20 protein-coding genes, 1 tRNA gene and 1 pseudogene are annotated in these 22,088 nt (G+C 60.2%); 12 read left to right on the top strand and 10 right to left on the bottom strand.

Annotated features, from left to right (window positions below; all coding sequences use genetic code 11):
• The first annotated feature begins 75 nt into the window (after nucleotides 1–75).
• Nucleotides 76–696: an SCO family protein gene (locus tag AQUI_RS0107440; protein WP_027256952.1), complete on the top strand. Its 621-nt coding sequence runs from the start codon at nucleotides 76–78 to the stop codon at nucleotides 694–696.
• A gap of 80 nt (nucleotides 697–776) precedes the next feature.
• Nucleotides 777–1,331, top strand: coding sequence for an ActR/PrrA/RegA family redox response regulator transcription factor (locus AQUI_RS0107435; protein WP_027256951.1), 555 nt, complete (start codon nucleotides 777–779; stop codon nucleotides 1,329–1,331).
• Between the two features lie 3 nt (nucleotides 1,332–1,334).
• Here the strand turns inward: AQUI_RS0107435 and AQUI_RS0107430 are convergent, their stop codons facing one another.
• Nucleotides 1,335–1,931 (bottom strand): HD domain-containing protein, encoded by a 597-nt coding sequence (locus AQUI_RS0107430; protein WP_027256950.1) that lies wholly within the window; start codon nucleotides 1,929–1,931, stop codon nucleotides 1,335–1,337.
• A 233-nt stretch (nucleotides 1,932–2,164) separates the two neighbouring features.
• On the opposite strand from AQUI_RS0107430, the gene AQUI_RS0107425 reads away from it, so the two are divergent.
• The gene (locus AQUI_RS0107425) at nucleotides 2,165–2,479 is read left to right on the top strand and encodes a hypothetical protein (protein WP_027256949.1); all 315 of its coding nucleotides are present in this window, start codon (nucleotides 2,165–2,167) and stop codon (nucleotides 2,477–2,479) included.
• A gap of 151 nt (nucleotides 2,480–2,630) precedes the next feature.
• Complete coding sequence (gene ahcY / locus AQUI_RS0107420; protein WP_027256948.1) at nucleotides 2,631–4,019, top strand: adenosylhomocysteinase; 1,389 nt, start codon at nucleotides 2,631–2,633, stop codon at nucleotides 4,017–4,019.
• 73 nt (nucleotides 4,020–4,092) lie between these two features.
• Here ahcY and AQUI_RS0107415 read toward each other — a convergent pair whose 3' ends face one another.
• From AQUI_RS0107415 to tsaD, 6 genes are all read right to left on the bottom strand, one after another.
• Nucleotides 4,093–4,740 carry a DUF899 family protein gene (locus tag AQUI_RS0107415; protein WP_051371846.1) on the bottom strand — a complete coding sequence of 216 codons (648 nt, stop codon included), beginning with the start codon at nucleotides 4,738–4,740 and terminating at the stop codon, nucleotides 4,093–4,095.
• 303 nt (nucleotides 4,741–5,043) lie between these two features.
• Nucleotides 5,044–5,439, bottom strand: a complete 396-nt coding sequence (locus tag AQUI_RS0107410; RefSeq protein WP_027256946.1) for a DUF1761 domain-containing protein — start codon at nucleotides 5,437–5,439, stop codon at nucleotides 5,044–5,046.
• Between the two features lie 46 nt (nucleotides 5,440–5,485).
• A complete protein-coding gene (locus AQUI_RS0107405; RefSeq protein WP_027256945.1) occupies nucleotides 5,486–5,908 on the bottom strand; it encodes an EVE domain-containing protein in 423 nt (140 codons plus the stop codon).
• On the bottom strand, nucleotides 5,908–6,180 hold the full coding sequence (locus tag AQUI_RS0107400; protein ID WP_027256944.1) for a YciI family protein: 273 nt from the start codon (nucleotides 6,178–6,180) through the stop codon (nucleotides 5,908–5,910). Before AQUI_RS0107400 ends, AQUI_RS0107405 begins: the two co-directional genes overlap by 1 nt.
• A gap of 1 nt (nucleotide 6,181) precedes the next feature.
• Complete coding sequence (locus tag AQUI_RS0107395) at nucleotides 6,182–7,144, bottom strand: NAD(P)H-dependent glycerol-3-phosphate dehydrogenase (RefSeq protein WP_027256943.1); 963 nt, start codon at nucleotides 7,142–7,144, stop codon at nucleotides 6,182–6,184.
• Entirely contained in the window at nucleotides 7,141–8,238 is a 1,098-nt protein-coding gene (tsaD, locus tag AQUI_RS0107390) for a tRNA (adenosine(37)-N6)-threonylcarbamoyltransferase complex transferase subunit TsaD (protein WP_027256942.1), read from the bottom strand. The genes AQUI_RS0107395 and tsaD overlap by 4 nt, the downstream gene beginning before the upstream one ends.
• Before the next feature lie 88 nt (nucleotides 8,239–8,326).
• Between tsaD and AQUI_RS0107385 the strand changes: the two genes are divergently transcribed.
• From AQUI_RS0107385 to AQUI_RS0107375, 3 genes are read left to right on the top strand one after another with little or no spacing between them, the layout of a single operon-like run.
• Nucleotides 8,327–9,037 (top strand): uroporphyrinogen-III synthase, encoded by a 711-nt coding sequence (locus AQUI_RS0107385; RefSeq protein ID WP_245596883.1) that lies wholly within the window; start codon nucleotides 8,327–8,329, stop codon nucleotides 9,035–9,037.
• 51 nt (nucleotides 9,038–9,088) lie between these two features.
• Complete coding sequence (locus AQUI_RS31485; protein WP_027256940.1) at nucleotides 9,089–10,426, top strand: hypothetical protein; 1,338 nt, start codon at nucleotides 9,089–9,091, stop codon at nucleotides 10,424–10,426.
• A gap of 10 nt (nucleotides 10,427–10,436) precedes the next feature.
• The gene (locus AQUI_RS0107375) at nucleotides 10,437–11,912 is read left to right on the top strand and encodes a heme biosynthesis protein HemY (protein ID WP_027256939.1); all 1,476 of its coding nucleotides are present in this window, start codon (nucleotides 10,437–10,439) and stop codon (nucleotides 11,910–11,912) included.
• 145 nt (nucleotides 11,913–12,057) lie between these two features.
• Here the strand turns inward: AQUI_RS0107375 and AQUI_RS0107370 are convergent.
• Nucleotides 12,058–12,144: transfer RNA gene (locus AQUI_RS0107370), tRNA-Leu, on the bottom strand.
• Nucleotides 12,145–12,344: 200 nt separating this feature from the next.
• Between AQUI_RS0107370 and AQUI_RS29805 the strand changes: the two are divergent.
• Nucleotides 12,345–12,910: pseudogene (locus AQUI_RS29805) on the top strand (IS66 family transposase); the annotation flags it as partial.
• Here AQUI_RS29805 and AQUI_RS30635 read toward each other — a convergent pair.
• Nucleotides 12,837–13,181, bottom strand: coding sequence for a globin domain-containing protein (locus tag AQUI_RS30635; RefSeq protein WP_156916791.1), 345 nt, complete (start codon nucleotides 13,179–13,181; stop codon nucleotides 12,837–12,839). The pseudogene AQUI_RS29805 and the gene AQUI_RS30635 overlap by 74 nt on opposite strands.
• 281 nt (nucleotides 13,182–13,462) lie before the next feature.
• On the opposite strand from AQUI_RS30635, the gene AQUI_RS0107350 reads away from it, so the two are divergent.
• Nucleotides 13,463–14,452 carry a complex I NDUFA9 subunit family protein gene (locus AQUI_RS0107350; protein ID WP_027256935.1) on the top strand — a complete coding sequence of 330 codons (990 nt, stop codon included), beginning with the start codon at nucleotides 13,463–13,465 and terminating at the stop codon, nucleotides 14,450–14,452.
• 61 nt (nucleotides 14,453–14,513) lie between these two features.
• On the opposite strand, the gene AQUI_RS0107345 is transcribed toward AQUI_RS0107350, so the two are convergent.
• A complete protein-coding gene (locus AQUI_RS0107345; protein ID WP_027256934.1) occupies nucleotides 14,514–15,320 on the bottom strand; it encodes an undecaprenyl-diphosphate phosphatase in 807 nt (268 codons plus the stop codon).
• A 242-nt stretch (nucleotides 15,321–15,562) separates the two neighbouring features.
• On the opposite strand from AQUI_RS0107345, the gene AQUI_RS0107340 reads away from it, so the two are divergent.
• The 3 genes from AQUI_RS0107340 (at nucleotide 15,563) to gltB (ending at nucleotide 22,057) form a co-directional block, all read left to right on the top strand.
• Entirely contained in the window at nucleotides 15,563–17,002 is a 1,440-nt protein-coding gene (locus AQUI_RS0107340) for an NAD(P)-dependent oxidoreductase (protein ID WP_027256933.1), read from the top strand.
• Between the two features lie 91 nt (nucleotides 17,003–17,093).
• Complete coding sequence (locus AQUI_RS0107335; RefSeq protein WP_051371998.1) at nucleotides 17,094–17,528, top strand: GFA family protein; 435 nt, start codon at nucleotides 17,094–17,096, stop codon at nucleotides 17,526–17,528.
• Nucleotides 17,525–22,057: a glutamate synthase large subunit gene (gltB, locus tag AQUI_RS0107330; protein WP_027256931.1), complete on the top strand. Its 4,533-nt coding sequence runs from the start codon at nucleotides 17,525–17,527 to the stop codon at nucleotides 22,055–22,057. The genes AQUI_RS0107335 and gltB overlap by 4 nt, the downstream gene beginning before the upstream one ends.
• Nucleotides 22,058–22,088: the final 31 nt, after the last annotated feature.

The following is a 22,088-nucleotide window of genomic DNA, read 5'->3' as shown; positions in this document are numbered from 1 at the left end:
GCATCGGCTGTATTTCTTGATAGGTCTGGCGCAGCAAACGATCAACAACCCTTCCCTGACGAAAAGTGTGATCTCATGACCCGCGTCTATGCTCTTCTTGCTGTTGCTTTTGTTGCTGCCCTTGTGGGGGGCGCCTGGTTTATGACCCGCGGAGGGGCTGGAAGCGACAAATTCGCACAGTGCCGCAGCAGCCAGATCGCTGGAGGCACCGATACCATCGGCGGAGCGTTCGAGCTGGTCAATGCCAAGGGTGAGACAGTCACCGATAAGGATGTGATCACCGAACCGTCTATTGTTTACTTCGGCTACACCTTCTGTCCCGACGTTTGCCCGATGGATTCTGCCCGCAATGCAGATGCTGTGGATGTGCTGGCAGAGCGCGGCATCAGCGTGACACCGGTGTTCATTTCCATCGACCCGGACCGCGATACCCCTGAAGCTGTTGGCGATTTCGCCGAAAACCTGCATGAAAAGATGATCGGGCTGACAGGGTCTCTCGACCAGGTGAAGGCCGCCAGCAAGGCCTACAAGACCTACTTCAAGAAGAACGAAGGCGACGAGGATTATTACCTCGTCGACCATTCCACTTTCTCTTACCTGGTGCTGCCCGGAGACGGCTTTGTGGAATTCTACCGCCGTGATGAAACGGCCGAGCAGATGGCCGACAAGACCGCCTGCTTCATCGAAAAAATCTAAAGCAGGATAGCTGTTTGACCTTTTCCCATGCCCGGACATATTCTTGCGTGAACAGATAATAATTTCGCGGAGGACTGGGCATGGCCGAAACTGCTCTGCAGGATATTGGACCCGATAAGACACTGCTGCTGGTTGATGATGACGAGCCGTTTCTGCGGCGTCTGGCCAAGGCAATGGAAAAGCGGGGCTTCACAGTGGAGACCGCGGGGTCGGTTGCCGCAGGCAGTGCCATTGCAACGGCCCGTCCGCCGGCCTTTGCGGTGGTGGATCTGCGGCTGGAAGACGGCAATGGTCTGGATGTGGTCGAAGTGCTGCGGGAAAAACGCCCGGATAGCCGCGTTGTGGTGCTGACCGGTTATGGCGCCATCGCCACGGCTGTCGCAGCGGTCAAGATCGGTGCGACAGATTACCTGTCCAAGCCGGCCGATGCCACCGACATCATGAACGCTTTGCTGGCCAACGAGGATGTGCTGCCGCCGCCGCCGGAAAACCCGATGAGCGCCGACCGGGTGCGCTGGGAGCATATCCAGCGGATCTATGAATTGTGCGACCGCAATGTCTCGGAAACCGCACGGCGGCTTAACATGCACCGCCGCACCCTGCAGCGTATTCTGGCCAAACGCAGCCCGCGTTGAAGCTCAAAGCTGATTTATCAATTCCGCGTGGCGGTCTAAAAAAGCCACCCGGGTTTCCAGCGGCGGGCGCAGAACGATATTGAAGCCCTCGACGGTTTCCGGCTTTGGACGTCCAAAAAATCTGCTGGCCTCTTTTTCTGAAAAGCCAGCAATCTGCACCGCTTCCATCCAGGCACTGATCTTGTCGGCCCGCTTGATTTGCGTTTTCACAGTCTTGGGCAAGGCAGCGGGCAGGCCAAACCGCAGGTGAATGGCCGCGGTCAGTCGCAAGTCCAGTTCGCCATACCCCGGCCCCACAGCGGCTTTGACCGGAGAAATCATATCCCCGATCACATATTCTGGTGCATCATGCAGCAATGCAGCCAGCCGCCATTTAACCGGCGCCTTGGGATGCATCCTGGTGAACAGGTCTTCAACCAGCAGCGAATGCTCAGCTACGGAATAGGCGAAGTCCCCCCTGGTTTGGCCGTTCCAGCGTGCGACAAAGGCCAGGCCGTGGGCTATATCCTCGATCTCGATATCCATCGGTGTCGGGTCCAGCAGATCCAGGCGGCGGCCGGAAAGCATGCGCTGCCATGCACGGGCGGGTTTTGCGGGCATGAGGGTTTCCTGTCGCTGCACTCCCCCTTTGACTAACCGTTGTGCGGCAGCCGGGCAATGCTTGCCGGGTTTGGCTGCGGGATGCCTGAACACAGCCAAAAACGGAGTGTTTATGCCTTGTGAGTTTGAAACGGGCACTGCGCGGCCCAATATTATAGGTATACAAGGGGCACCGCCCCCTCTCTGCGGCAACCCCTTTTCGTGACGTGACACGCAATGGAAAGGAGTTTGTCATGTTTAAGCGTCTTCTTGGTATTTCTCTGTTATTCGGCATGGCAGCGACGGCGCCGCCAGCCTTGGCAGCCAGCTGCGGCGACCGCGAGGTCATGACCCGGAAGCTGGAAAGCGGATACTCCGAGCGGCTGACCGCCGGCGGATTGCAGAAAAGCCGTCCTGAGGCCACTGTGATCGAGGTCTGGTCGTCGGATGAAACCGGAACTTTTACTGTTCTGGTCACACATGCAAATGGGGTCAGCTGCGTTGTTGCGACCGGTTCCTCATTCTTCCACATTTCGAAAAATACGCCGGAACCAGGCACGCCAAGCTGACATTGGCCGCCTGACAGGCTCCCCCCAACAGCCTGCTCCACCATAAAAAGCCAGAGCCTTAGGCTCCGGCTGCGGGTATCTTCGTTGAATATCAACATTTGCAGTGTTAGGCCCTGCTGCAACTTTACTCGTAACCTGAATGGAGCAGACAATGGCCGGGGATTACATCGTCAAGGACATCGCGCTGGCCGGGTTCGGCCGCAAAGAGCTGGACATCGCCGAAACCGAAATGCCGGGCCTGATGTCCCTGCGTGCGGAATACGGCGAAAGCAAACCGCTGAAAGGCGCGCGGATTGTCGGCTCGCTGCATATGACTATCCAGACAGCTGTGCTGATCGAAACGCTGGTGGCGTTGGGCGCCGATGTGCGCTGGGCGTCGTGCAACATTTTCTCGACCCAGGACCACGCTGCCGCAGCGATTGCCGAAGCTGGCATCCCGGTCTTTGCGATCAAGGGCCAATCGCTGGAAGAGCATTGGGATTACCTGGATAAATCCTTCATGTTCTCTGAGGGTCCGAACCTGATCCTCGACGACGGCGGCGATGCCACCCTTTATGTGCTGCTGGGCGCGCGTGCCGAAGCGGGCGAGGACATTATCCCGGTGCCGCAGTCCGAAGAAGAAGCTGTCATCAAGGTGCAGATCCAGAAGCGCATGGAAGCGTCCCCGGGCTGGTTCACCAAGACCCGTGACGCGATCCTGGGCGTTTCCGAGGAAACCACCACCGGCGTTCACCGTCTGTATGAGTTGCAGAAGAACGGCCAGCTGCCGTTCCCGGCGATCAATGTCAATGACTCTGTCACCAAGTCGAAGTTCGATAACAAATACGGCTGCAAAGAATCGCTGGTCGACGGCATCCGCCGCGCCACTGACACCATGATGGCCGGCAAGGTTGCCGTGGTCTGTGGTTACGGTGACGTTGGCAAAGGTTCTGCAGCTTCGCTGCGTGGCGCAGGCGCCCGCGTGAAGGTCACCGAAGCGGACCCGATTTGCGCGTTGCAGGCCGCGATGGACGGTTTTGAAGTGGTGCTGCTAGAGGAGGAAGTTTCCTCCGCCGATATCTTCATCACCACCACCGGCAACAAGGACGTGATCCGCATCGAGCATATGCGCGAGATGAAGGACATGGCAATTGTCGGCAACATCGGCCACTTCGACAATGAGATCCAGGTTGCGGCGCTGAAGAACCACAAGTGGACCAACATCAAGGAACAAGTGGACATGATCGAGATGCCCTCGGGCAACCGCATGATTCTGCTGTCCGAAGGTCGTCTGCTGAACCTTGGCAATGCCACCGGCCACCCGTCGTTTGTGATGTCGGCCTCCTTCACCAACCAGGTGCTGGCCCAGATCGAGCTGTGGACCCGTGGAGACCACTACGGCAATGACGTTTACATCCTGCCTAAGCATCTGGACGAAAAAGTCGCCCGCCTGCACCTGGGCCGCATCGGGGTCAAGCTGACCGAGCTGAGCGCCGAACAGGCCGCCTATATCGGTGTGGCGCCGGAAGGCCCGTTCAAGCCTGAGCATTATCGCTACTAAGCGGTTCCTCTTTTCAATAAAATCAGCGCCGCTGGAGCAATCCGGCGGCGCTTCTCTATTGCCGGGCCTCGGATCAGCGCTGACTGGGCATATGGTCGCCGCGCCCCTCAGGGGTGAGGTCGAACAGATTCCACATCGGCCATAGTGCATCTACATGGCGCGGCTGCCAGGGACTTGGCTCAAAGAGCATCTCCGATCCCCAGAAATGCCGGATACCGTCCTCTGATCGGGTAAAGACATGCAGCATCGGCAGCTGCGCGCCCTCGCTGCTTTCACCCAAGTAGTCTTGCTGATAGCTGCTACCCGCAGCAGAATAGAGCGGCAGATCCTGCCAGTCCTTTGCGATCTGCAGTGCTGCAAGCCGTTCCGGCGACGATTGCGCGACAACCGCAAACCCCATGCGCGCGTGCACATGGGACACTTGCCCGCGCCAGCCATCAAGAATCGCTGCACACATCGGGCAGGCGGCCTTGCTATCCGGCCCGTACATCAGAGAATAAACCGCTAGGGCACTGTGCTGGCCGAACAGGTCCAGCAGGGATGCCGAAGCACCGCTGGTGCTGCGGAATTCATAAGTCTCCGCAACCCGCCCGCCGGCAGGCAAAGCCCGGCGCAGGGCGGCAACTTTTTCGGTTTGTGCGCGCAAAGCGAGCTCAGCTTGCAACAGTTCATTGCGGGCTGTGCGGTAGGCGGCGCTCTCGCTAGGGAAGTTTACAGGCATTGCGTGCCTTTCCTGACTGGAGATACCTTATATTAACAATAATGTTAAATAATATTACGATCTGTCAAGAGGCTTCACAATTTCCGCAGTGAGACCCGGGGTTTTGTGCCTGGCTTCCGGCGTCGCTGATTTAGTTCGCATTGTCAGGGTTATTGATTTGCGGAATCGTGTTTCAAAGAGCTACACATAAAACACCGGCCAGGACGGCCAGGTACCAGATTTTCAAACGCGTGTGGTGGATAGTGGAGCACGCGGGGTGGAAGGGAAGGTCCTGATTGTCTTCAGGTCCTTCCCTTTTTCAATTCAGAACAGGCTCAGTACCAGGCCAGCAATTGCGCAGGCCAGCGTCGCATAGCCGCCATCAATCAGCGTCAGCTTCACCGGCCGCATCCCATACATGTTGTTCAAGGCCATCCAGGGGCTGATGAAAAACAGTCCGACACCTGCACCGCCAACCAGGCCCGCGCCAAGGCTCTCGATGCCGGACAGAGTGAACACATGGCGCATCATGCCAACAACGATCAACTGCAAGAAAAAAGCCATCGCAAAAATCATTGGGCTCTGACCGCCCTTCGGGTTTCCGTCTTCATCACATTCAACACCAGCGGCCTCGACCCACGGTTTGGCGAGGGCGCCGTAATATCCTGCCCCCAGCGCAAATGCCGCCGCAGCCGCCACGATCACACTCAGAAATTCCATACTGTTCTCCTAAATGGTTTCAGCCACTTAGGAGCAGATTGACAGATCAGCTGGGATCTGTCTCTCCCAACGCGCAAATGGCAGACCATTCCGCCTCGCTCACCGGCTGCACCGACAGGCGGGAGTTCCTGACCAATACCATCTCTTCCAACTGCGGGTCGGACTTGATCCGATCCAATGAAACCGGCTTAGAAAAAGGCCGCACTGCTTTGATGTCGACGCACTCCCAGCGGTCGTCTTCGGTGGTGCTGTCAGGATGGGCCTCGGCGCAGACCTCAACAATGCCGACCACGGATTTTTCTTTCTGGGAATGATAGAAAAACCCACGGTCGCCGATCTTCATTTCACGCATGAAGTTTCGCGCCTGATAGTTGCGCACGCCGTCCCATTCCTCGCCTTCCTCGCCCTTGGAGACTTGGTTGTCCCAGCTCCAGGTAGAGGGTTCGGATTTGAACAGCCAGTAACGCATCAGCCGATGACCTTTTTCCAGGTGATCAATTCGACAGCTTCAAACAGGCCGGCCTTATTGTATGGGTCGCTTGCCGCCCATGCCTCGCCTGCAGCCATGTCTTCAACGTCCAGAATAACCAGAGATCCGGCCATATTGCCATCCTGATCCAGCAGCGGGCCTGCCTGCGCTACGGCGCCGGTGTCGTTGATATAGGCTAGATGGGCGTCACGGTTGTCCAGCCGGGTCTGCAAATGGCCGGGTTTGTCACGAGCGATCAATGCGATGAGCATTTTATTCCTCTTTTAATGGTCTTTTAAGCAAATGTGCCGCTGCCTCGCCAATCGTCAAGCGCTGATCGAGCAAATTGGTTACCGTGAGTGTGACCGGCATATCCAGAGCCATCCTCTGGGCCTGCTCTGCAACTGCCCGTGCTGTGGCTGCCCCTTCGACCGTGATGGTGGAATCGAAATCCTCCTCCCGGCCAATGGAAAGTCCAAGACGGTAGTTGCGGGACAGGTCGGAACTGCAGGTCAACGTCAAATCGCCAAAGCCGGAAAGCCCGGCCAATGTCTCTGATTTTGCTCCACAAGCCAGTGCCAAACGCTGCATTTCGGCATACCCGCGCGTCATTAGTGCGGCGCGGGCACTGTCGCCCAGCCCGGCCCCAATGACCGCTCCACAGGCAATTGCCATCACGTTTTTCAAAGCGCCGCCGATTTCGGCTCCAATGGTGTCCGTGGTGCGGTAGAGCCGCAGGTTGGCCGTAGTCAGCTGCTCCTGCAATGCCTTGCCTTGCGCTGGATCGTTGCAGGCAAGGGTTAGTGCGGTTGGCAGCCCGCGCGCTATATCCGCGGCAAAGCTCGGCCCCGTCAGCAGCGCTGAACAGGTACCTGGGAGAACTTCCTGGATGACCGCTACCGGGCCGAGGCCAGAGTCCAGCTCGATCCCTTTACAGCAAGCGACAAGCGTCTTTCCGGTCAGGTGATCCTTGTGCTGTTCCAAGGCACCACGCAGCGTTTGCATCGGTACCGCCAGCAGCAGGACGCCGGATTCGCAGGCTTTCACAATGTCGGAAGTGATCAAAAGGTTCTTGGGCAGTTCAACGCCCGGCAGCCGGGTCCCGTTGCGGCGGCTATCCTGCATCGCCTGAGCTTTCATCGCGTTGCGCGCCCACAGGGTCACAGGGCCTTTGCCTGCCAATGAGATTGCCAAAGCTGTGCCGAAGGCGCCGGATCCCAGTATAGAAATGCTCATGCCTTGGCTCCCTTTCGGCCGGATCCGATCAGTGCCGGGCTGCTTTGATCCAGCGGCCAACGGGGGCGGGCGGTCAGATCCAGCCCGTCGCGGGCGCCGGCCTTGAACCGTTCCAGGCCGGCATAGGCGATCATCGCCGCATTATCGGTGCACAGCCGCAACGGCGGTGCGGTAAAGGTGGCGCCTGCCTCGGCACAAACAGTCTCTAACGCGGCGCGAATGGCAGTATTTGCTGCAACCCCGCCGGCAACGGCAACGGTAGGTTGCGCAGGTTGTTCTTCCAGATACAGGCGGATAGCGCGCCGGGTTTTTTCGGCCAACGTGTCCACCACAGCGGCCTGGAAACCGGCGCACAGATCAGCCCGGTTCTGTCGGGAAAGGCCGCCTTTTTCCGCCGCGATTTGGTCACGCATCCGCATCAATGCAGTTTTCAGGCCTGAAAAGGACAAGTTGCAATCCGGCCGGTCCAGCAAGGGGCGGGGAAAGCGGTAGCGCTTGGGATCGCCGTTCTCCGCCTCTGCCTGCACCGAGGGTCCGCCGGGTTGCGGCAAGCCCAGCAGGCGGGCGGTTTTGTCAAACGCTTCGCCCGGGGCGTCGTCGATAGTGCCGCCGAGCCGGGTGAAATCCTCAGGTCCGCGCACCAGCAGGTATTGGCAGTGCCCTCCGGAAACCAGCAGCATCAGGTAAGGGTAGGCAATCCCATCGGTCAGCCGCGGCGTCAGCGCGTGACCGGCCAGGTGATTTACTCCGACCAACGGCAGGCCGGTTGCCGCAGAAATGCCCTTGGCGCACATAACGCCAGACATGACTCCGCCAATCAGCCCGGGGCCGGCGGTCACTGCGACCGCATCCATGTCTTTCAAGGTCAGCCCGGCCTCGACCAGCGCATCGCGCACGCAAATGTCCAGCTTTTCGGCATGGGCACGCGCAGCGATCTCCGGCACCACGCCGCCAAAGGGGCTGTGCAACTCCGTCTGGCCGAACACGACCGAAGAAAGAACTTCGGGCTGGGTGCCCTCCGATTGCCGCACCACGGCGGCGGCGGTATCGTCACAGCTGCTCTCCAGCCCCAGAATTGTCAGGGTCTTTGTCATGGCCTTACCGTTGCATCGCATTGCCGCCGGGGCTACCACCTAAGCGGCTTGCAAACAATCCCGGGAGCCCGCGATGGTGCCTTTGCTGATGACACGCCCGCTGCCAGTGGCAAAGCAGTTTGTGGCCGGGCTGCCCCAAGGGGCACGTGCTGGGCTGCAAGTGATCTATGCGCCGCTGATGCAGATCCGGTCGACACAGGCGCAAGTCAGCCTGGATGGCGTGAAAGGCGTGATATTCACATCGGCCAACGGGGTGGAGGCCGCTTCACGTGAAACTGCTGCCCGTCTGCCGGCTTTTTGTGTTGGCGAGCGCACCGCCAGGGCTGCTGCGGACGCCGGCTGGCAGGCGGTTGGCCTGGGGCAATGCGCGGATGAATTGGTCGAAAGAATGCTGCAACAACCGCCAGAAGCACCGCTTTTGCATTTGCGGGGCACCCATGCCCGGGGCGGGATTGCACAAAGGCTTACTAATGGCGGTATCCCCTGCCGTGCGCAAACCGTGTATGATCAGGTACTTCTGCCGTTGTCAGGCGAGGCGCAGGCTGTGCTTTCTGCGCAAAATGATGTGATCGTGCCGCTTTTTTCTCCCAGAACTGCGCGTCATTTTGCCAGTCTGTGCGGGGATGCTGTGCATTTGCACTTGATTGCGCTGAGCCAGGTTGTTGCAGAGCCATTGAAAAGCTTGAATTGCAAGGTGTTGCGCGTAAGTAAGGAACCCAATGCTGAAGCCATGGCAGAGGCTGTCCTTGATGCCGCAGCGCAGCTGTCGCGGCTTGAGGGCAAGGGGCGCGCAGAGTAGTGTCCGGCGTGTTCGCAGGAATGTATTTTAGGAATCGAGGGGGAGGCCGGCGTGGCTGACAAGAAAAATCCGAAAGACGTGATTGAGCCTGGCCCCGAAGAATCTCATCCGATTGAGGACACTGCTGAAGCGCTTGATCGGGATGTGGCTGACGAAAGCGCCACCGAGGCGGTTGACGTATCTGAGGACATGGAGTCCGCGGTTTCCGAGACCGAGACCGAGACCGAGACCGAGACCGAGACCGAGACCGAGACCGAGACCGAGACCGAGACCGAGACCGAGACCGAGACCGAGACCGAGACCGCGGTTTCTGGTTGGGAAGAGGCCCCGGAAGAAAAAGCCGCCTTTGAACCGGCAGAGCCAGTTGCTCACGCAGAGCAGCCTCGTGAAATCGAGCGGGTGGTGGAGAAGCGCGGCGGTTTCGGCTCTGCTGTGCTGGGCGGTGCCGTGGCTGCGGTTTTTGGATTTATTGCCGGCCAGGGCGGTTGGCTTGACAGTGTCTTGCCGGCTTCATTGCAAAACCAGGGCACAGATTTGACGGTACTGGAAACCCGCCAATCGGACCTGCAGGCATCCTTGGCCGCGTTGAAGCAGCAGGTTGAGGCTAACCCGGCGCCAGACTTGTCGCCTTTTACTGCGCAGATCCAAGCTCTTGCCGCCGACATTGAACCGCTGAAAACCGCGCAGGCCCCGGACGCGATGCTGCGTGCGGATTTGGAGACTTTGACCGCCCGCGTTGCGGCGCTGGAAACCCGGCCTTTGGAAGGCGCCTCGCCCGAAGCTGTGGCCGCGTTTGAAACCGAGCTGGGTAAGCTGCAGGACAGCCTTGCGGCGCAGCGTTCCGAAGTCGAACAGATGCTGGCAGACGCCCAGGCGATGGACGCGGCGAGTGCCGAGGCCGCACGGATTGCCAGCGCTCAGACGCAGCTGGCGCAGCTGCGTTCTGCCTTGGACACCGGTAACAGCTATGCGGCCAGTGTGCAGGAGCTTGCGGCCCTCGGTGTTGATGTTCCGGAAGTCTTGTCCGGTCCTGCGGAGAGCGGAATAGCCTCGCTTTCTGCCTTGCGGGACGGGTTTACCCCGGCTGCCCGCGAGGCGCTGGCCTCAGCCCGGGAAGACACTAAGAAGGGCAGCGGCCTGCTCGATTACGTGAATCGCCATCTGGGTGCCCGCTCTGTCACCCCTCGCGAAGGGGACGATACGGATGCGGTCTTGTCCCGTGCCGAAGCGGCTGTGGCCGGGGGGAAGCTGCAGGAAGCATTGTCAGAACTTTCTGCCCTGCCCGGCTCTGCCCGCGCTGCCCTGTCCAGCTGGGAAGCCGCGGCAAACGCGCGGGTGGCAGCTGTGACTGCCGCCGCTGATCTGGCCCAAAGCCTGCAAGCCAAATAAGGAAGCCGCCATGCTCTGGTCGTTGTTAAAGATCCTCGTTTTCGTCGCGATTATCGCGCTTCTGGCATTTGGCGGAGGCCTGCTGATGGAAACCGCCGGCGGGGTGCAGATCACCGTAGCCGGCACTGAATATACTCTGGGTGCGCTGCAATCGGTGATAGCGCTGGGCGTACTGGTCTTTGGAGTCTGGCTGTTCCTCAAGCTGCTGTCGCTTCTGGTTGCCACCCTGCATTTTTTGAATGGTGATGAAACCGCCTTGTCACGGTATTGGGACAAGGGGCGCGAGCGCAAAGGCTATCAGGCACTGGCCGATGGTCTGATGGCGCTTGCCTCGGGTGAGGGGCGTCTGGCGCTGGCCAAGGCGGCGCGGGCAGAGAAATACCTGCAAAAGCCGGATCTGACTGATCTGTTGGTGGCACAGGCTGCGGAGATGAGCGGTGACACTCGCAAAGCGGCCGAAGCCTATAAACGGCTGCTGTCGAACCAGCCGACCCGTTTTGTCGGTGTGCGTGGGATAATGAAGCAGAAACTGTCCGAAGGCGACACGGAGACAGCCCTCCAGTTGGCCGAGAAAGCACTGTCGCTGCGACCCAAGCATGAGGAAGTGCAGGATACGCTATTACGTCTGCAGGCTCAGGCCGAGGATTGGGCCGGTGCCCGCAAGACACTGTCCACCAAGCTTAAGACCGGCACCCTGCCGCGCGACGTGTTCAAGCGCCGCGACGCGGTGCTGGCGCTGTCATCCTCCAAGGGGATCCTGGACGAAGGCGCGACGGTCGAGCAGCAGGAGCAGGCAATCGAGGCCAACCGCTTGTCGCCGGATCTCGTGCCGGCCGCGGCAATGGCCGCCCGCGCCTATATCGCCAAGGGCAAGAAACGCCCGGCGGCCCGGCTGCTGAAAAAGACCTGGGAAAGCCAGCCGCACCCTGATCTGGCTCATGCCTTTGCAGAAATCGAGCCGGAGGAAAGCGCCGCCGAGCGCGTCAAACGTTTTGATCAGCTGGCCCGGCTCAAACCGCAGGATGACGAGACCCGTTTGATTATGGCCGAATTGAACATTGTCGCCGAAGACTTCCCCGAAGCCCGCCGCTGGCTGAATGATCTGGCCGAGCGTGCACCCGACGCTCGTGGGTTGACGCTGATGGCTGCGATTGAGCGTGGCGAAGGTGCTGGTGACAAGGTGGTGCAGGGCTGGCTGGCCAAGGCGCTGACCTCTCCGCGCGGACCGCAATGGGTCTGTGATAGCTGCAACCATATTCACGCGGAATGGGCGCCGGTTTGCGAGCATTGTGCTAGCTTTGATACCCTGTCCTGGAAGCGGCCGGAAACGCCGGAAGTTGCCAGTCTTGCAGCAGCACATATGCTGCCGCTGATCACTGGTGCGCCGGAAGAGAAGGTCTCGGAGACGGTGGAAGTGGCTGAGGTTTTGGAATCCGGTCAGGAACCAGTGTCAGAGTCTCAGGACCAGATCAAAGAGCCGAATTGAGATAATATTTATAACAAGGTACGGCAGGATTTCCGGCCGTACCTTCCACTCTCAGAGATGGGCGGCCATCAGCCTTAAGAAAAAGAAACTCTGAGAATACGGCGAATGCAGCGCCGGAGTCGCAGCTCATTTTGACAATCGGGAATGGTGCCCAGGAGAGGACTCGAACCTCCACGTCCATACGGACACTAGCACCTGAAGCTAGCGCGTCTACCAATTCCGCCACCTGGGCAGGTGTCGTGGGAGCGGCGTATAAGCCGGTTCGAGAGGGGCGTCAAACGGAAAACCGCCGAATATCCAAGCTAGGCCGGAATGTCGGTCCAGGCCGCCCTATCGTCTAGTAAGAAAGTCCCTCTTAAATGCCACATGAGTCAGGAATCTTGCCCAGGCTTGCTGTGTTTCGCTGTTCCAGTCCGGACCCAGCGTGTTGGCAAGGGGTATGCCAAGCTCTACGAGCCTGGTCCCGATGGCACTCGGCGTTTGCGCGAAGCGGCCTGTTGGACTTACTTGCGCCGAGACTTCCACGACTTCTGGACCTCGACCAAATCTGAGATCGCCCGCGAGGCGTTCGACCGGATCGGCAAGTTCTATGACATCGAGCGCGGCATCAACGGCCGGCCCGCAGAGGCCCGCCGTGCAGCGCGTCAAATGCTGGGCCGGCCAAGGCTTTCCGCTATGGTCTGAGCCGTCGGGACGCCTTTAGCCAGTTCCTGACCGACGGGCGTGTGGCCATCGACAATAATCCAGCCGGGCGTGCCCTGCGCCCCATCGGAATCGGACGGAAAAATTGGCTCTTCGCAGGAGCAGACACTGGGGCGGAAACTTTGGCCCGCGCCATGACCATCATCGAGACCGCCAAGCTCAACGGTCTCGGCCCGCAGGCATATATCGCTGACATCCTCGACCGCATCCACGACCACAAGATCAAACGGCTGGATGAATTGCTGCCGTGGAATTGGGCGCCAATGACCTCCGAGACAGACGCTCAAGCTGCATAAGCTGCGGTATCAATGGCGCGTTTACGGTGAAACTGCTTATGACGCCATGGCAATGGGCATCTGACACCTCAAGTTTGCGATGCTTTTCACCTTGCGTTTGCAAGATCGAATCCAGCGGTTCGGAGTCATCCAGCGCTTCGGCGATATGGGTCAGCGAGGCCAGCAGTTTTCCTTCTTGCGGGATCAGGTCGCCGGGAAACAGGCTCCGGATATCCGGGCAGACAGCAAAGAAATTTCCGTAGAACGCCGGCACAAAGGCTTCGATATTCATCCGCTCGCTTTCAAAGCTTAGCCGGATCAGCGTTTGTCCTACTCACAAACCATTGAAATTGACCTCCTGAACACGTGCAGATACAGGTGTTACCGCTGCATCACTCCATTCTAGCGCTGAAGAGTTGAAAGCAGTGTTAACCAACCCGTCCAATTCACTGAAATCTGTTAACGGCTCTTGCAGTTTCTGCCGCCATTGTGGCCGCAGCCCCCGTTTTGCGCCTTGTTTGGCGCCCCTTGCGGCGCTAGAGCTTAGGAGCAGCTAAGTTCAGGAGCCAAATGATGTCCAAACTGGTCACGGTCTATGGCGGATCCGGTTTCGTGGGCCGCTACATTGCGCGGCGCATGGCCAAAGAAGGCTGGCGGGTGCGGGTGGCTGTGCGTCGTCCCAACGAAGCCATGCATGTGAAGCCTTACGGCGTTCCAGGCCAGGTTGAACCGGTGTTCTGCAACATCCGCGATGATATGTCTGTTGCTGCGGTGATGCAGGGCGCAGATGCAGTTGTGAATTGCGTAGGTGTCCTGAATGAATTGAGCAAAAACACGTTTGGTGCCATCCACGCCGAAGGCGCAGGCCGTATTGCGCGCATCGCGACGCAGCAGGGGATTCCCAGCCTGGTGCATATCTCGGCGATTGGCGCCGATGCGGACGGTCCCAGCGAATATGCCAAAACCAAAGCCGCTGGAGAAGCCGCGGTTCTGCAGAGCTTTCCCGGTGCGGTGATTCTGCGTCCGTCGGTAATTTTCGGGACCGAGGACGGCTTCTTTAACCGTTTTGCAGGCATGACCCGGCTGTCGCCGGTGCTTCCGATCGCGGCGGGCGATACCAATTTCCAGCCAGTGTTCGTCGATGATGTGGCCAAGGCCGCGGTTAAGGGGGCATTGGGCGAGACCGCAGGTGGCATCTACGAACTTGGCGGTCCTGAAGTGAAAAGCTTCCGAGCGCTTATGGTGCAGATGCTTGAGGTGATCCACCGACGCCGCCTGATCCTGTCGCTGCCGCGCCCTGCCGCTTGGCTGGTGGCCTTCGGGTTCGACATGCTGCAGGCGGCCAGTTTTCAATTGATTGAGAACAAAGTGCTGACCCGCGACCAGCTGCGGAGCCTGAAGGCGGACAATGTGGTGTCCGAGGGCGCCAAGGGATTCTGTGATCTAGGTATCAGCCCGGTGACCGTGGGTTCGGTGTTGCCGGGTTACCTGTGGAAATTCCGCCCCTCCGGCCAGTATGACGAGATGACCAACTCAGCCCGGAATCTGCGCAACGGCGCCTGATACTATTATCGGTTCAAGGATAAAAATGCGCGGGGTTGTCCCCGCGCTTTTCGTTTCAGTTTCAGCTGCCGTAGGCGATGGCCAGCAGGACAGCACCCAGGATCACCCGGTAGATCACATAAGGCGTAAAGCTGACCGAGCGCAGCAGCCGCATCATCAGACTAAGTGCGGCCAGCGCCGCCACCATGGCCAGCACGGCGGCAATGCCCGCGTCGCGTACCAGTGCGGTGTTGGCCTCCAGCGCCACCTCGGTTCCCAGCAGTACGCCTGAGGCGATGATGGTCGGGATCGACATCAGCATGGCAATGCGGGCGCCATCCTCGCGGGTATAGCCCAGCTGCCGCGCACCAGTGATGGTGATGCCCGAGCGCGAGGTGCCTGGGATCAGCGCCAGCATCTGCCATAGTCCCATGACCAGCGCATCACGGACACCCCAGTCGCCAGCCTGCTTCACTTCGGCGCCTTTCTGATCGGCCCAGTACAGCACCAGCCCGAAGCCCAGCATGGTCCAACCGATTACTGTCATTGATCTCAGTGCATCGCTGAGGCCGGTGTAATGCAGCACAGCACCGAACAAGACTGTGGGAACAGTTGCGATGATCAGCCCCAGGGAGAGTTTGGATCCCGGCGTATCCGTACGGCCGGTCAAGGCACGTGGCAGGCCTGCTAGTCCTTCGCGTACTTCGCTCCAGAAATAAATCATCACGGCGGCCAGCGTACCGACATGCACAGCGACGTCGATTACCTGGCCTTGATCCTCCAGCCCGGTCAAACCGGGCAGCAGAATCAAATGGCCGGAGGAGGAAACTGGCAGGAATTCGGTGATGCCTTGGATCAACGCAACTAGGATCAACTGAAAAAGCGGCATGCTGAAATCATCCTTCGCTGGCCGCGGACGGACCGTAAACTGTCGTGACTCTGTATAAATCCCGGCTCTGGATTGGAAAGCGGATATTAAGGTCCGATTCGGACTTAATAACTCTGTACATTTCTGTGAAACACGGTATCAGAAATCAAGCGCTGGCAAAATAGGTCAGCACAGTTGACATAAAAGCGTACCCGTACCTGCAAAGGTGCCTGCGCAGCCAGACAAACGATGGAGTCCAGCCCGTGGCCAAGCAACCGATGCTGAAATTCGTGCAGATCGAACGCGACATGCCTCAAAAGCGTGACGCAAGTGTACGCAAGGAAGACTTCAATGAAATTTACGCGGAGTACGCCGCGGTTAAGGCGGAAGAGCAGGCCAGCCGCTGCAGCCAGTGCGGTGTGCCCTATTGCCAAAGCCACTGCCCGCTGCACAACAACATCCCTGACTGGCTGCGCCTGACCGCAACCGGCCGCCTGGAAGAAGCCTACGAGACCTCGCAGGCCACCAATACCTTCCCGGAGATCTGCGGCCGGATTTGCCCGCAGGACCGCCTGTGCGAAGGCAACTGCGTGATCGAGCAGTCGGGCCATGGCACCGTGACCATCGGCTCGGTCGAGAAATACATCACCGACACCGCCTGGGAAAACGGCTGGGTGAAACCGGCAGCACCGCTGGCGGAGCGCGGCGAGAGCGTCGGCGTCATCGGTGCCGGCCCCGGCGGGCTGGCGGCGGCGGACATGTTGCGGAAGGCCGGTGTGCAGGTCACCGTTTATGACCGCTATGACCGCGCCGGCGGGCTGCTGATGTACGGCATCCCCAGCTTCAAGCTGGAAAAGGAAGTTGTGGAGCGCCGCAACAAGCTGCTGGCCGACGGCGGCGTGACTTTCAAGCTGAACTGCAACGTGGGCGAGGACATCCCGTTTGAGGAGATCCGGGGCAAGCATGACGCGGTGATTATCGCCACCGGCGTCTATAAATCGCGCGATCTGGCAATGCCGGGCAGCGGCGCTGAAGGGATCGTCAAGGCGATCGACTTCCTGTGCGCTTCGAACAAGAAAAGCTTTGGCGACGAGGTTGCGGAGTTTGACAACGGCGACCTGAATGCCGAGGGCAAGAAGGTTGTGGTGATTGGCGGCGGCGATACCGCGATGGATTGTGTGCGGACCTCGATCCGCCAGGGTGCGACCTCGGTCAAATGCCTCTACCGCCGCGACCGCGCCAACATGCCTGGCTCGCAGCGTGAGACCCAGAACGCCGAGGAAGAAGGCGTGATCTTTGAGTGGCTGTCGGCGCCCAAAGGCTTCACCGACGAGGGCGGCAAGGTCGCTGGCGTGATGGTGCAGAAGATGCGCCTGGGCCAGCCGGATGCCTCGGGCCGTCAGGCGCCGGAGGTGATCGAAAGCGCGGATTACGTGGAAGAGGCTGATCTGGTCATTAAAGCCTTGGGCTTTGAGCCGGAAGAATTGCCTGTCCTGTGGAACCAGCCGGAGCTGCCGGTGACCCGCTGGGGCACAGTCAAGACCGCGTTCAAGACCGGTGCGACCGAGTTGGACGGCGTCTATGCGGTGGGCGACATCGTGCGCGGCGCATCGCTGGTGGTCTGGGCGATCAAGGACGGCCGCGACTGTGCCGAAGCAATCCTGGAGAAGCTGAACAGCAAGGCCGCGGTGGCGGCGGAATAACCCGGCACCCCCTGTACACCGTCTGTGCACCCCCTGTGCACCGGCGGAACAGCGAGCGAACCGCAGCAAGGTCAGCAGAAGGAAGATGGACATGAGTGAATTGCAGGGACAATGCATGTGCGGCGCGGTGACCGTCACCGCCACCCCGGCGCGCGAGTCTGTGTCGGCCTGCCATTGCGAGATGTGCCAGCGCTGGGCCAGCGGTCCTTACCTCAGCTTTCAGGCTGCCAGCGGCTATGCGGCGCTGGGGCCGGTGCAGACCTATCAGTCCTCCGGTTGGGCTGAGCGGGCGTTTTGCGGCAAATGCGGATCGGCGCTCTGGTACCGGATGACCGCAGGAGAACATAAGGGCCAGACGCAGATGTCGGCTGGCCTGTTTGAAAACGCAGGCGGCAATGAATTGCGCCTAGAACTTTACATCGACAAGAAGCCAGCGGGCTACGGGTTCGACAGCAGCAGCCGGAAACTGACCGGCGCTGACGTGATCGAGATGTTTGCCCCCTCCGTAGAAGGAAACAGCCAATGACCAAATTTGATGCCGATTGGGTGCGCGCCGAAGAAACCAAGCGCAAGTGGATGGCTGAAAATGGCCTGTATTCCGAGGAGGAAGAGCATTCCTCCTGCGGCGTCGGGCTAGTGGTCTCGGTTGACGGCAAGAAGAGCCGCAGGGTGGTTGAGGCCGGCATCGACGCGCTGAAGGCGATCTGGCACCGCGGTGCGGTGGATGCCGACGGCAAGACCGGCGACGGCGCGGGCATCCATGTTCAGATCCCGGTTCCGTTCTTCTATGACCAGATCCGTCGCACCGGCCACGAGCCGCGCCAGGATGAGCTGATGGCGGTGGGCCAGGTGTTCCTGCCACGCACCGATTTCGGCGCGCAGGAGCGTTGCCGGACCATCATGGAAACCGAAGTTCTGCGCATGGGCTATTCCATCTACGGCTGGCGCCATGTGCCGGTGGATGTGACCTGTCTGGGCGAAAAGGCCAACGCGACCCGCCCCGAGATCGAGCAGATCCTGATCTCCAACGCCAAGGGCGTGGACGAGGAAACCTTTGAGCGCGAACTGTATGTGATCCGCCGCCGGGTCGAGAAGGCGGCCAATGCCGCGGCTATTTCGGGCCTGTATATTGCCTCACTCAGCTGCCGGTCGATCATCTACAAGGGCATGATGCTGGCCGAGCAGGTGGCGGTGTTCTACCCGGACCTGATAGATGAGCGCTTTGAATCTGCCTTTGCGATCTATCACCAGCGCTATTCCACCAACACCTTCCCGCAGTGGTGGCTGGCGCAGCCGTTCCGGATGCTGGCCCATAACGGCGAGATCAACACTCTGAAGGGCAACCTGAACTGGATGAAAAGCCATGAGATCCGCATGGCGTCGGCGACCTTTGGCGACCATGCCGAAGACATCAAGCCGATTGTGCCGGGCGGTGCGTCGGATTCTGCCGCGTTGGACGGTGTGTTCGAGGTGCTGGTGCGTGCGGGCCGGTCGGCGCCGATGGCCAAGACCATGCTGGTACCGGAAAGCTGGTCCAAGCAGGCGGTAGAGCTGCCGCAGGCCTGGCGCGACATGTATTCCTACTGCAACTCGGTGATGGAGCCTTGGGACGGCCCTGCGGCGCTGGCGATGACCGATGGCCGCTGGGTTTGTGCCGGCTTGGACCGCAACGGGTTGCGCCCGATGCGCTATGTGGTGACCGGCGACGGGCTGGTGATTGCCGGTTCCGAGGCGGGCATGGTGCCGATTGACGAAGCATCAGTGGTTGAAAAGGGCGCGCTGGGTCCGGGCCAGATGCTGGCGGTGGACATGCAGAAAGGCAAGCTGTTCAACGACCAGCAGATCAAGGACAAACTGTCCCGTGCGCTGCCGTTTGGCGACTGGGTCAAGCGGATCAACGATCTGGACACCACCCTGGCCAGTGCCACCGAGCAGCCGCTGTTCACCGGCGAAGAGCTGCGCCGCCGTCAGGTTGCTGCCGGCTATACCATCGAGGAGCTGGAGCAGATCCTGGCGCCGATGGCTGAGGACGGCAAGGAATCGCTGGCCTCAATGGGTGATGACACGCCGTCTGCGGTGCTGTCCAAGATGTACCGCCCGCTGAGCCACTTCTTCCGCCAGAACTTCAGCCAGGTGACCAACCCGCCGATCGACAGTTTGCGCGAATTCCGGGTGATGTCGCTGAAGACGCGGTTCGGCAACCTGAAGAACGTGTTGGACGAGGATAGCAGCCAGACCGAGATCATCGTGCTGGAGAGCCCCTTTGTCGGCAACGCCCAGTGGGACAAGCTGGTGGACCAGCTGAACGCGCCGCTGGCCAAGATCGACTGCAGCTTTGCGCCGGGCCGTGGTTCCTTGAGCGCTGCGTTGGAGCGGATCCGGGCCGAGGCCGAGGAGGCTGTGCGTTCGGGTGCCGGCCATATCGTGCTGACCGATCAGTTCTCGGGCGCGGACAAGGTTGCGATGCCGATGATTCTGGCGACCTCCGCCGTGCATTCGCATCTGACCCGCAAAGGGCTGCGCACTTTCTGCTCGCTGAACGTGCGGTCCGCCGAGTGCATCGACCCGCATTACTTTGCGGTGCTGATCGGCTGCGGTGCCACCGTGGTGAACGCCTATCTGGCCGAGGATTCGCTGGCTGACCGGATTGAACGCGGCCTGCTGGACGGCTCGCTGACCGAGAACGTCGCGCGCTACCGTGAGGCCATCGACCAGGGTCTGCTGAAGATCATGGCCAAGATGGGCATTTCGGTGGTGTCATCCTATCGCGGCGGTCTGAATTTTGAGGCCGTGGGCCTGTCGCGCGCCATGTGTGCCGAGTATTTCCCGGGCATGACCTCGCGCATTTCTGGCATCGGTGTGACTGGTATCCAGACCAAGGCGGAGGAGATCCACGCCAAGGCCTGGACCTTGGCTGAAGGCGTGCTGCCGATCGGTGGTTTCTACAAAGCGCGTAAGTCGGGCGAGACCCACGCCTGGGAAGCGACCTCGATGCATATGATGCAAATGGCCTGTAATAGAGCCTCGTTTGAGCTGTGGAAGCAGTATTCGGCGAAGATGCAGTCGAACCCGCCGATCCACCTGCGCGACCTGTTGCACATCAAGCCGCTGGGCACTGCTGTGCCGATCGAGGAAGTGGAATCGATCACCTCGATCCGCAAGCGGTTTGTGACGCCGGGCATGAGCTTGGGCGCGCTGAGCCCCGAAGCGCACAAGACCCTGAACGTGGCTATGAACCGGATCGGTGCCAAGTCCGACTCCGGCGAGGGCGGCGAAGATCCGGCGCATTTTGTGCCGGAGCCAAACGGCGACAACCCGTCTGCGAAGATCAAGCAGGTGGCGTCGGGCCGGTTTGGCGTCACTGCGGAATATCTGAACCAGTGCGAAGAACTGGAGATCAAGGTGGCCCAGGGTGCGAAACCCGGCGAAGGCGGCCAGCTGCCGGGCATGAAGGTCACCGACCTGATTGCCCGCCTGCGCCACTCGACCAAGGGTGTGACCCTGATCTCGCCGCCGCCGCACCACGATATCTATTCGATCGAGGATCTGGCGCAGCTGATCTATGACCTGAAGCAGATCAACCCGCGCTGCAAGGTGACGGTGAAGCTGGTGGCGTCCTCCGGCGTTGGCACTATTGCTGCGGGCGTGGCCAAGGCAAAGGCCGATGTGATTCTGATCTCGGGTCACAACGGCGGCACCGGGGCGTCGCCTGCGACCTCGATCAAATATGCGGGTCTGCCGTGGGAGATGGGCCTGACCGAGGCGCATCAGGTGCTGGCAATGAACAACTTGCGCGAGCGGGTGACTCTGCGCACAGATGGCGGTCTGCGCACCGGCCGCGATATCGTGATGGCAGCCATGCTGGGCGCCGAGGAGTACGGCATCGGCACCGCGGCGCTGATTGCCATGGGCTGCATCATGGTGCGCCAGTGCCAGTCGAACACCTGCCCGGTTGGCGTTTGCACTCAAGACGAGGCGCTGCGTGGCAAGTTCACCGGCAACGCGGACAAGGTGGTGAACCTGATCACCTTCTATGCCCAGGAAGTGCGGGAGATCCTTGCCTCCATCGGTGCGCGTAGCCTGGATGAGGTGATCGGACGGGCGGATTTGCTGGCGCAGGTCTCGCGCGGCTCAGCGCATCTGGATGACCTGGACCTGAACCCGCTGCTGATCACCGTCGATGGCTCGGCCAATATCGTATATAACCGCGACAAGGACCGTAATGCAGTGCCGGACACGCTGGATGCGGAGATTGTGCGCGACGCCGCCCGTTTCTTGCAGGACGGCGAGAAAATGCAGCTGTCTTATGCGGTGCAGAACACCCACCGCACCGTGGGCACCCGCACCTCCAGCCATATCGTGCGCAACTTCGGTATGCGGAATTCGTTCCAGCCGGACCACCTGACGGTGAAATTGCAGGGGTCTGCCGGGCAGTCGCTGGGGGCGTTTGCCGCGCCGGGGCTGAAGCTGGAAGTGTCTGGCGATGCCAACGACTATGTCGGCAAGGGTCTGTCTGGCGGCACCATCGTGGTGCGCCCGCCGCAGGTCAGCCCGCTGAACGCGTCGGAAAACACCATCATCGGCAATACCGTTCTGTACGGCGCAACCGACGGCTACCTGTTTGCCGCGGGCCGCGCAGGCGAGCGGTTCGGGGTGCGCAACTCGGGCGCCTCTGTGGTGATCGAGGGCTGCGGCGCCTGCGGTTGTGAATACATGACCGGCGGTGTGGCGGTGATCCTCGGCAGCATCGGCGCCAACTTCGGCGCGGGCATGACCGGCGGCATGGCGTATCTTTACGATCCCGACGGCAAAGCGGAAACCATGATGAACATGGAATCGCTGGTCACCTGCCCGGTCACCGTGGCGCATTGGGAGGCGGAGCTGAAAGACCTGATTGCCCGCCATCTGGATGAAACCGGCAGCCGCAAGGCGGCGGAAATCCTGCAGCATTGGGACATCGAGAAGGCCAATTTCCTGCAGGTCTGCCCAAAGGAGATGCTCGACAAACTGGCGCATCCGGTAATGCAGGAACAGGCAGCGGTTCCGGCGGAATAAGCCAAGTTAGAGACTTGAAAATCGACCCCGC

The sequence above is a fragment of the Leisingera aquimarina DSM 24565 genome (assembly GCF_000473165.1).
Taxonomy (GTDB): domain Bacteria; phylum Pseudomonadota; class Alphaproteobacteria; order Rhodobacterales; family Rhodobacteraceae; genus Leisingera; species Leisingera aquimarina.
Note: the sequence above shows the minus strand (reverse complement) of the source record. Positions and strands in the feature narration are given on the sequence as shown.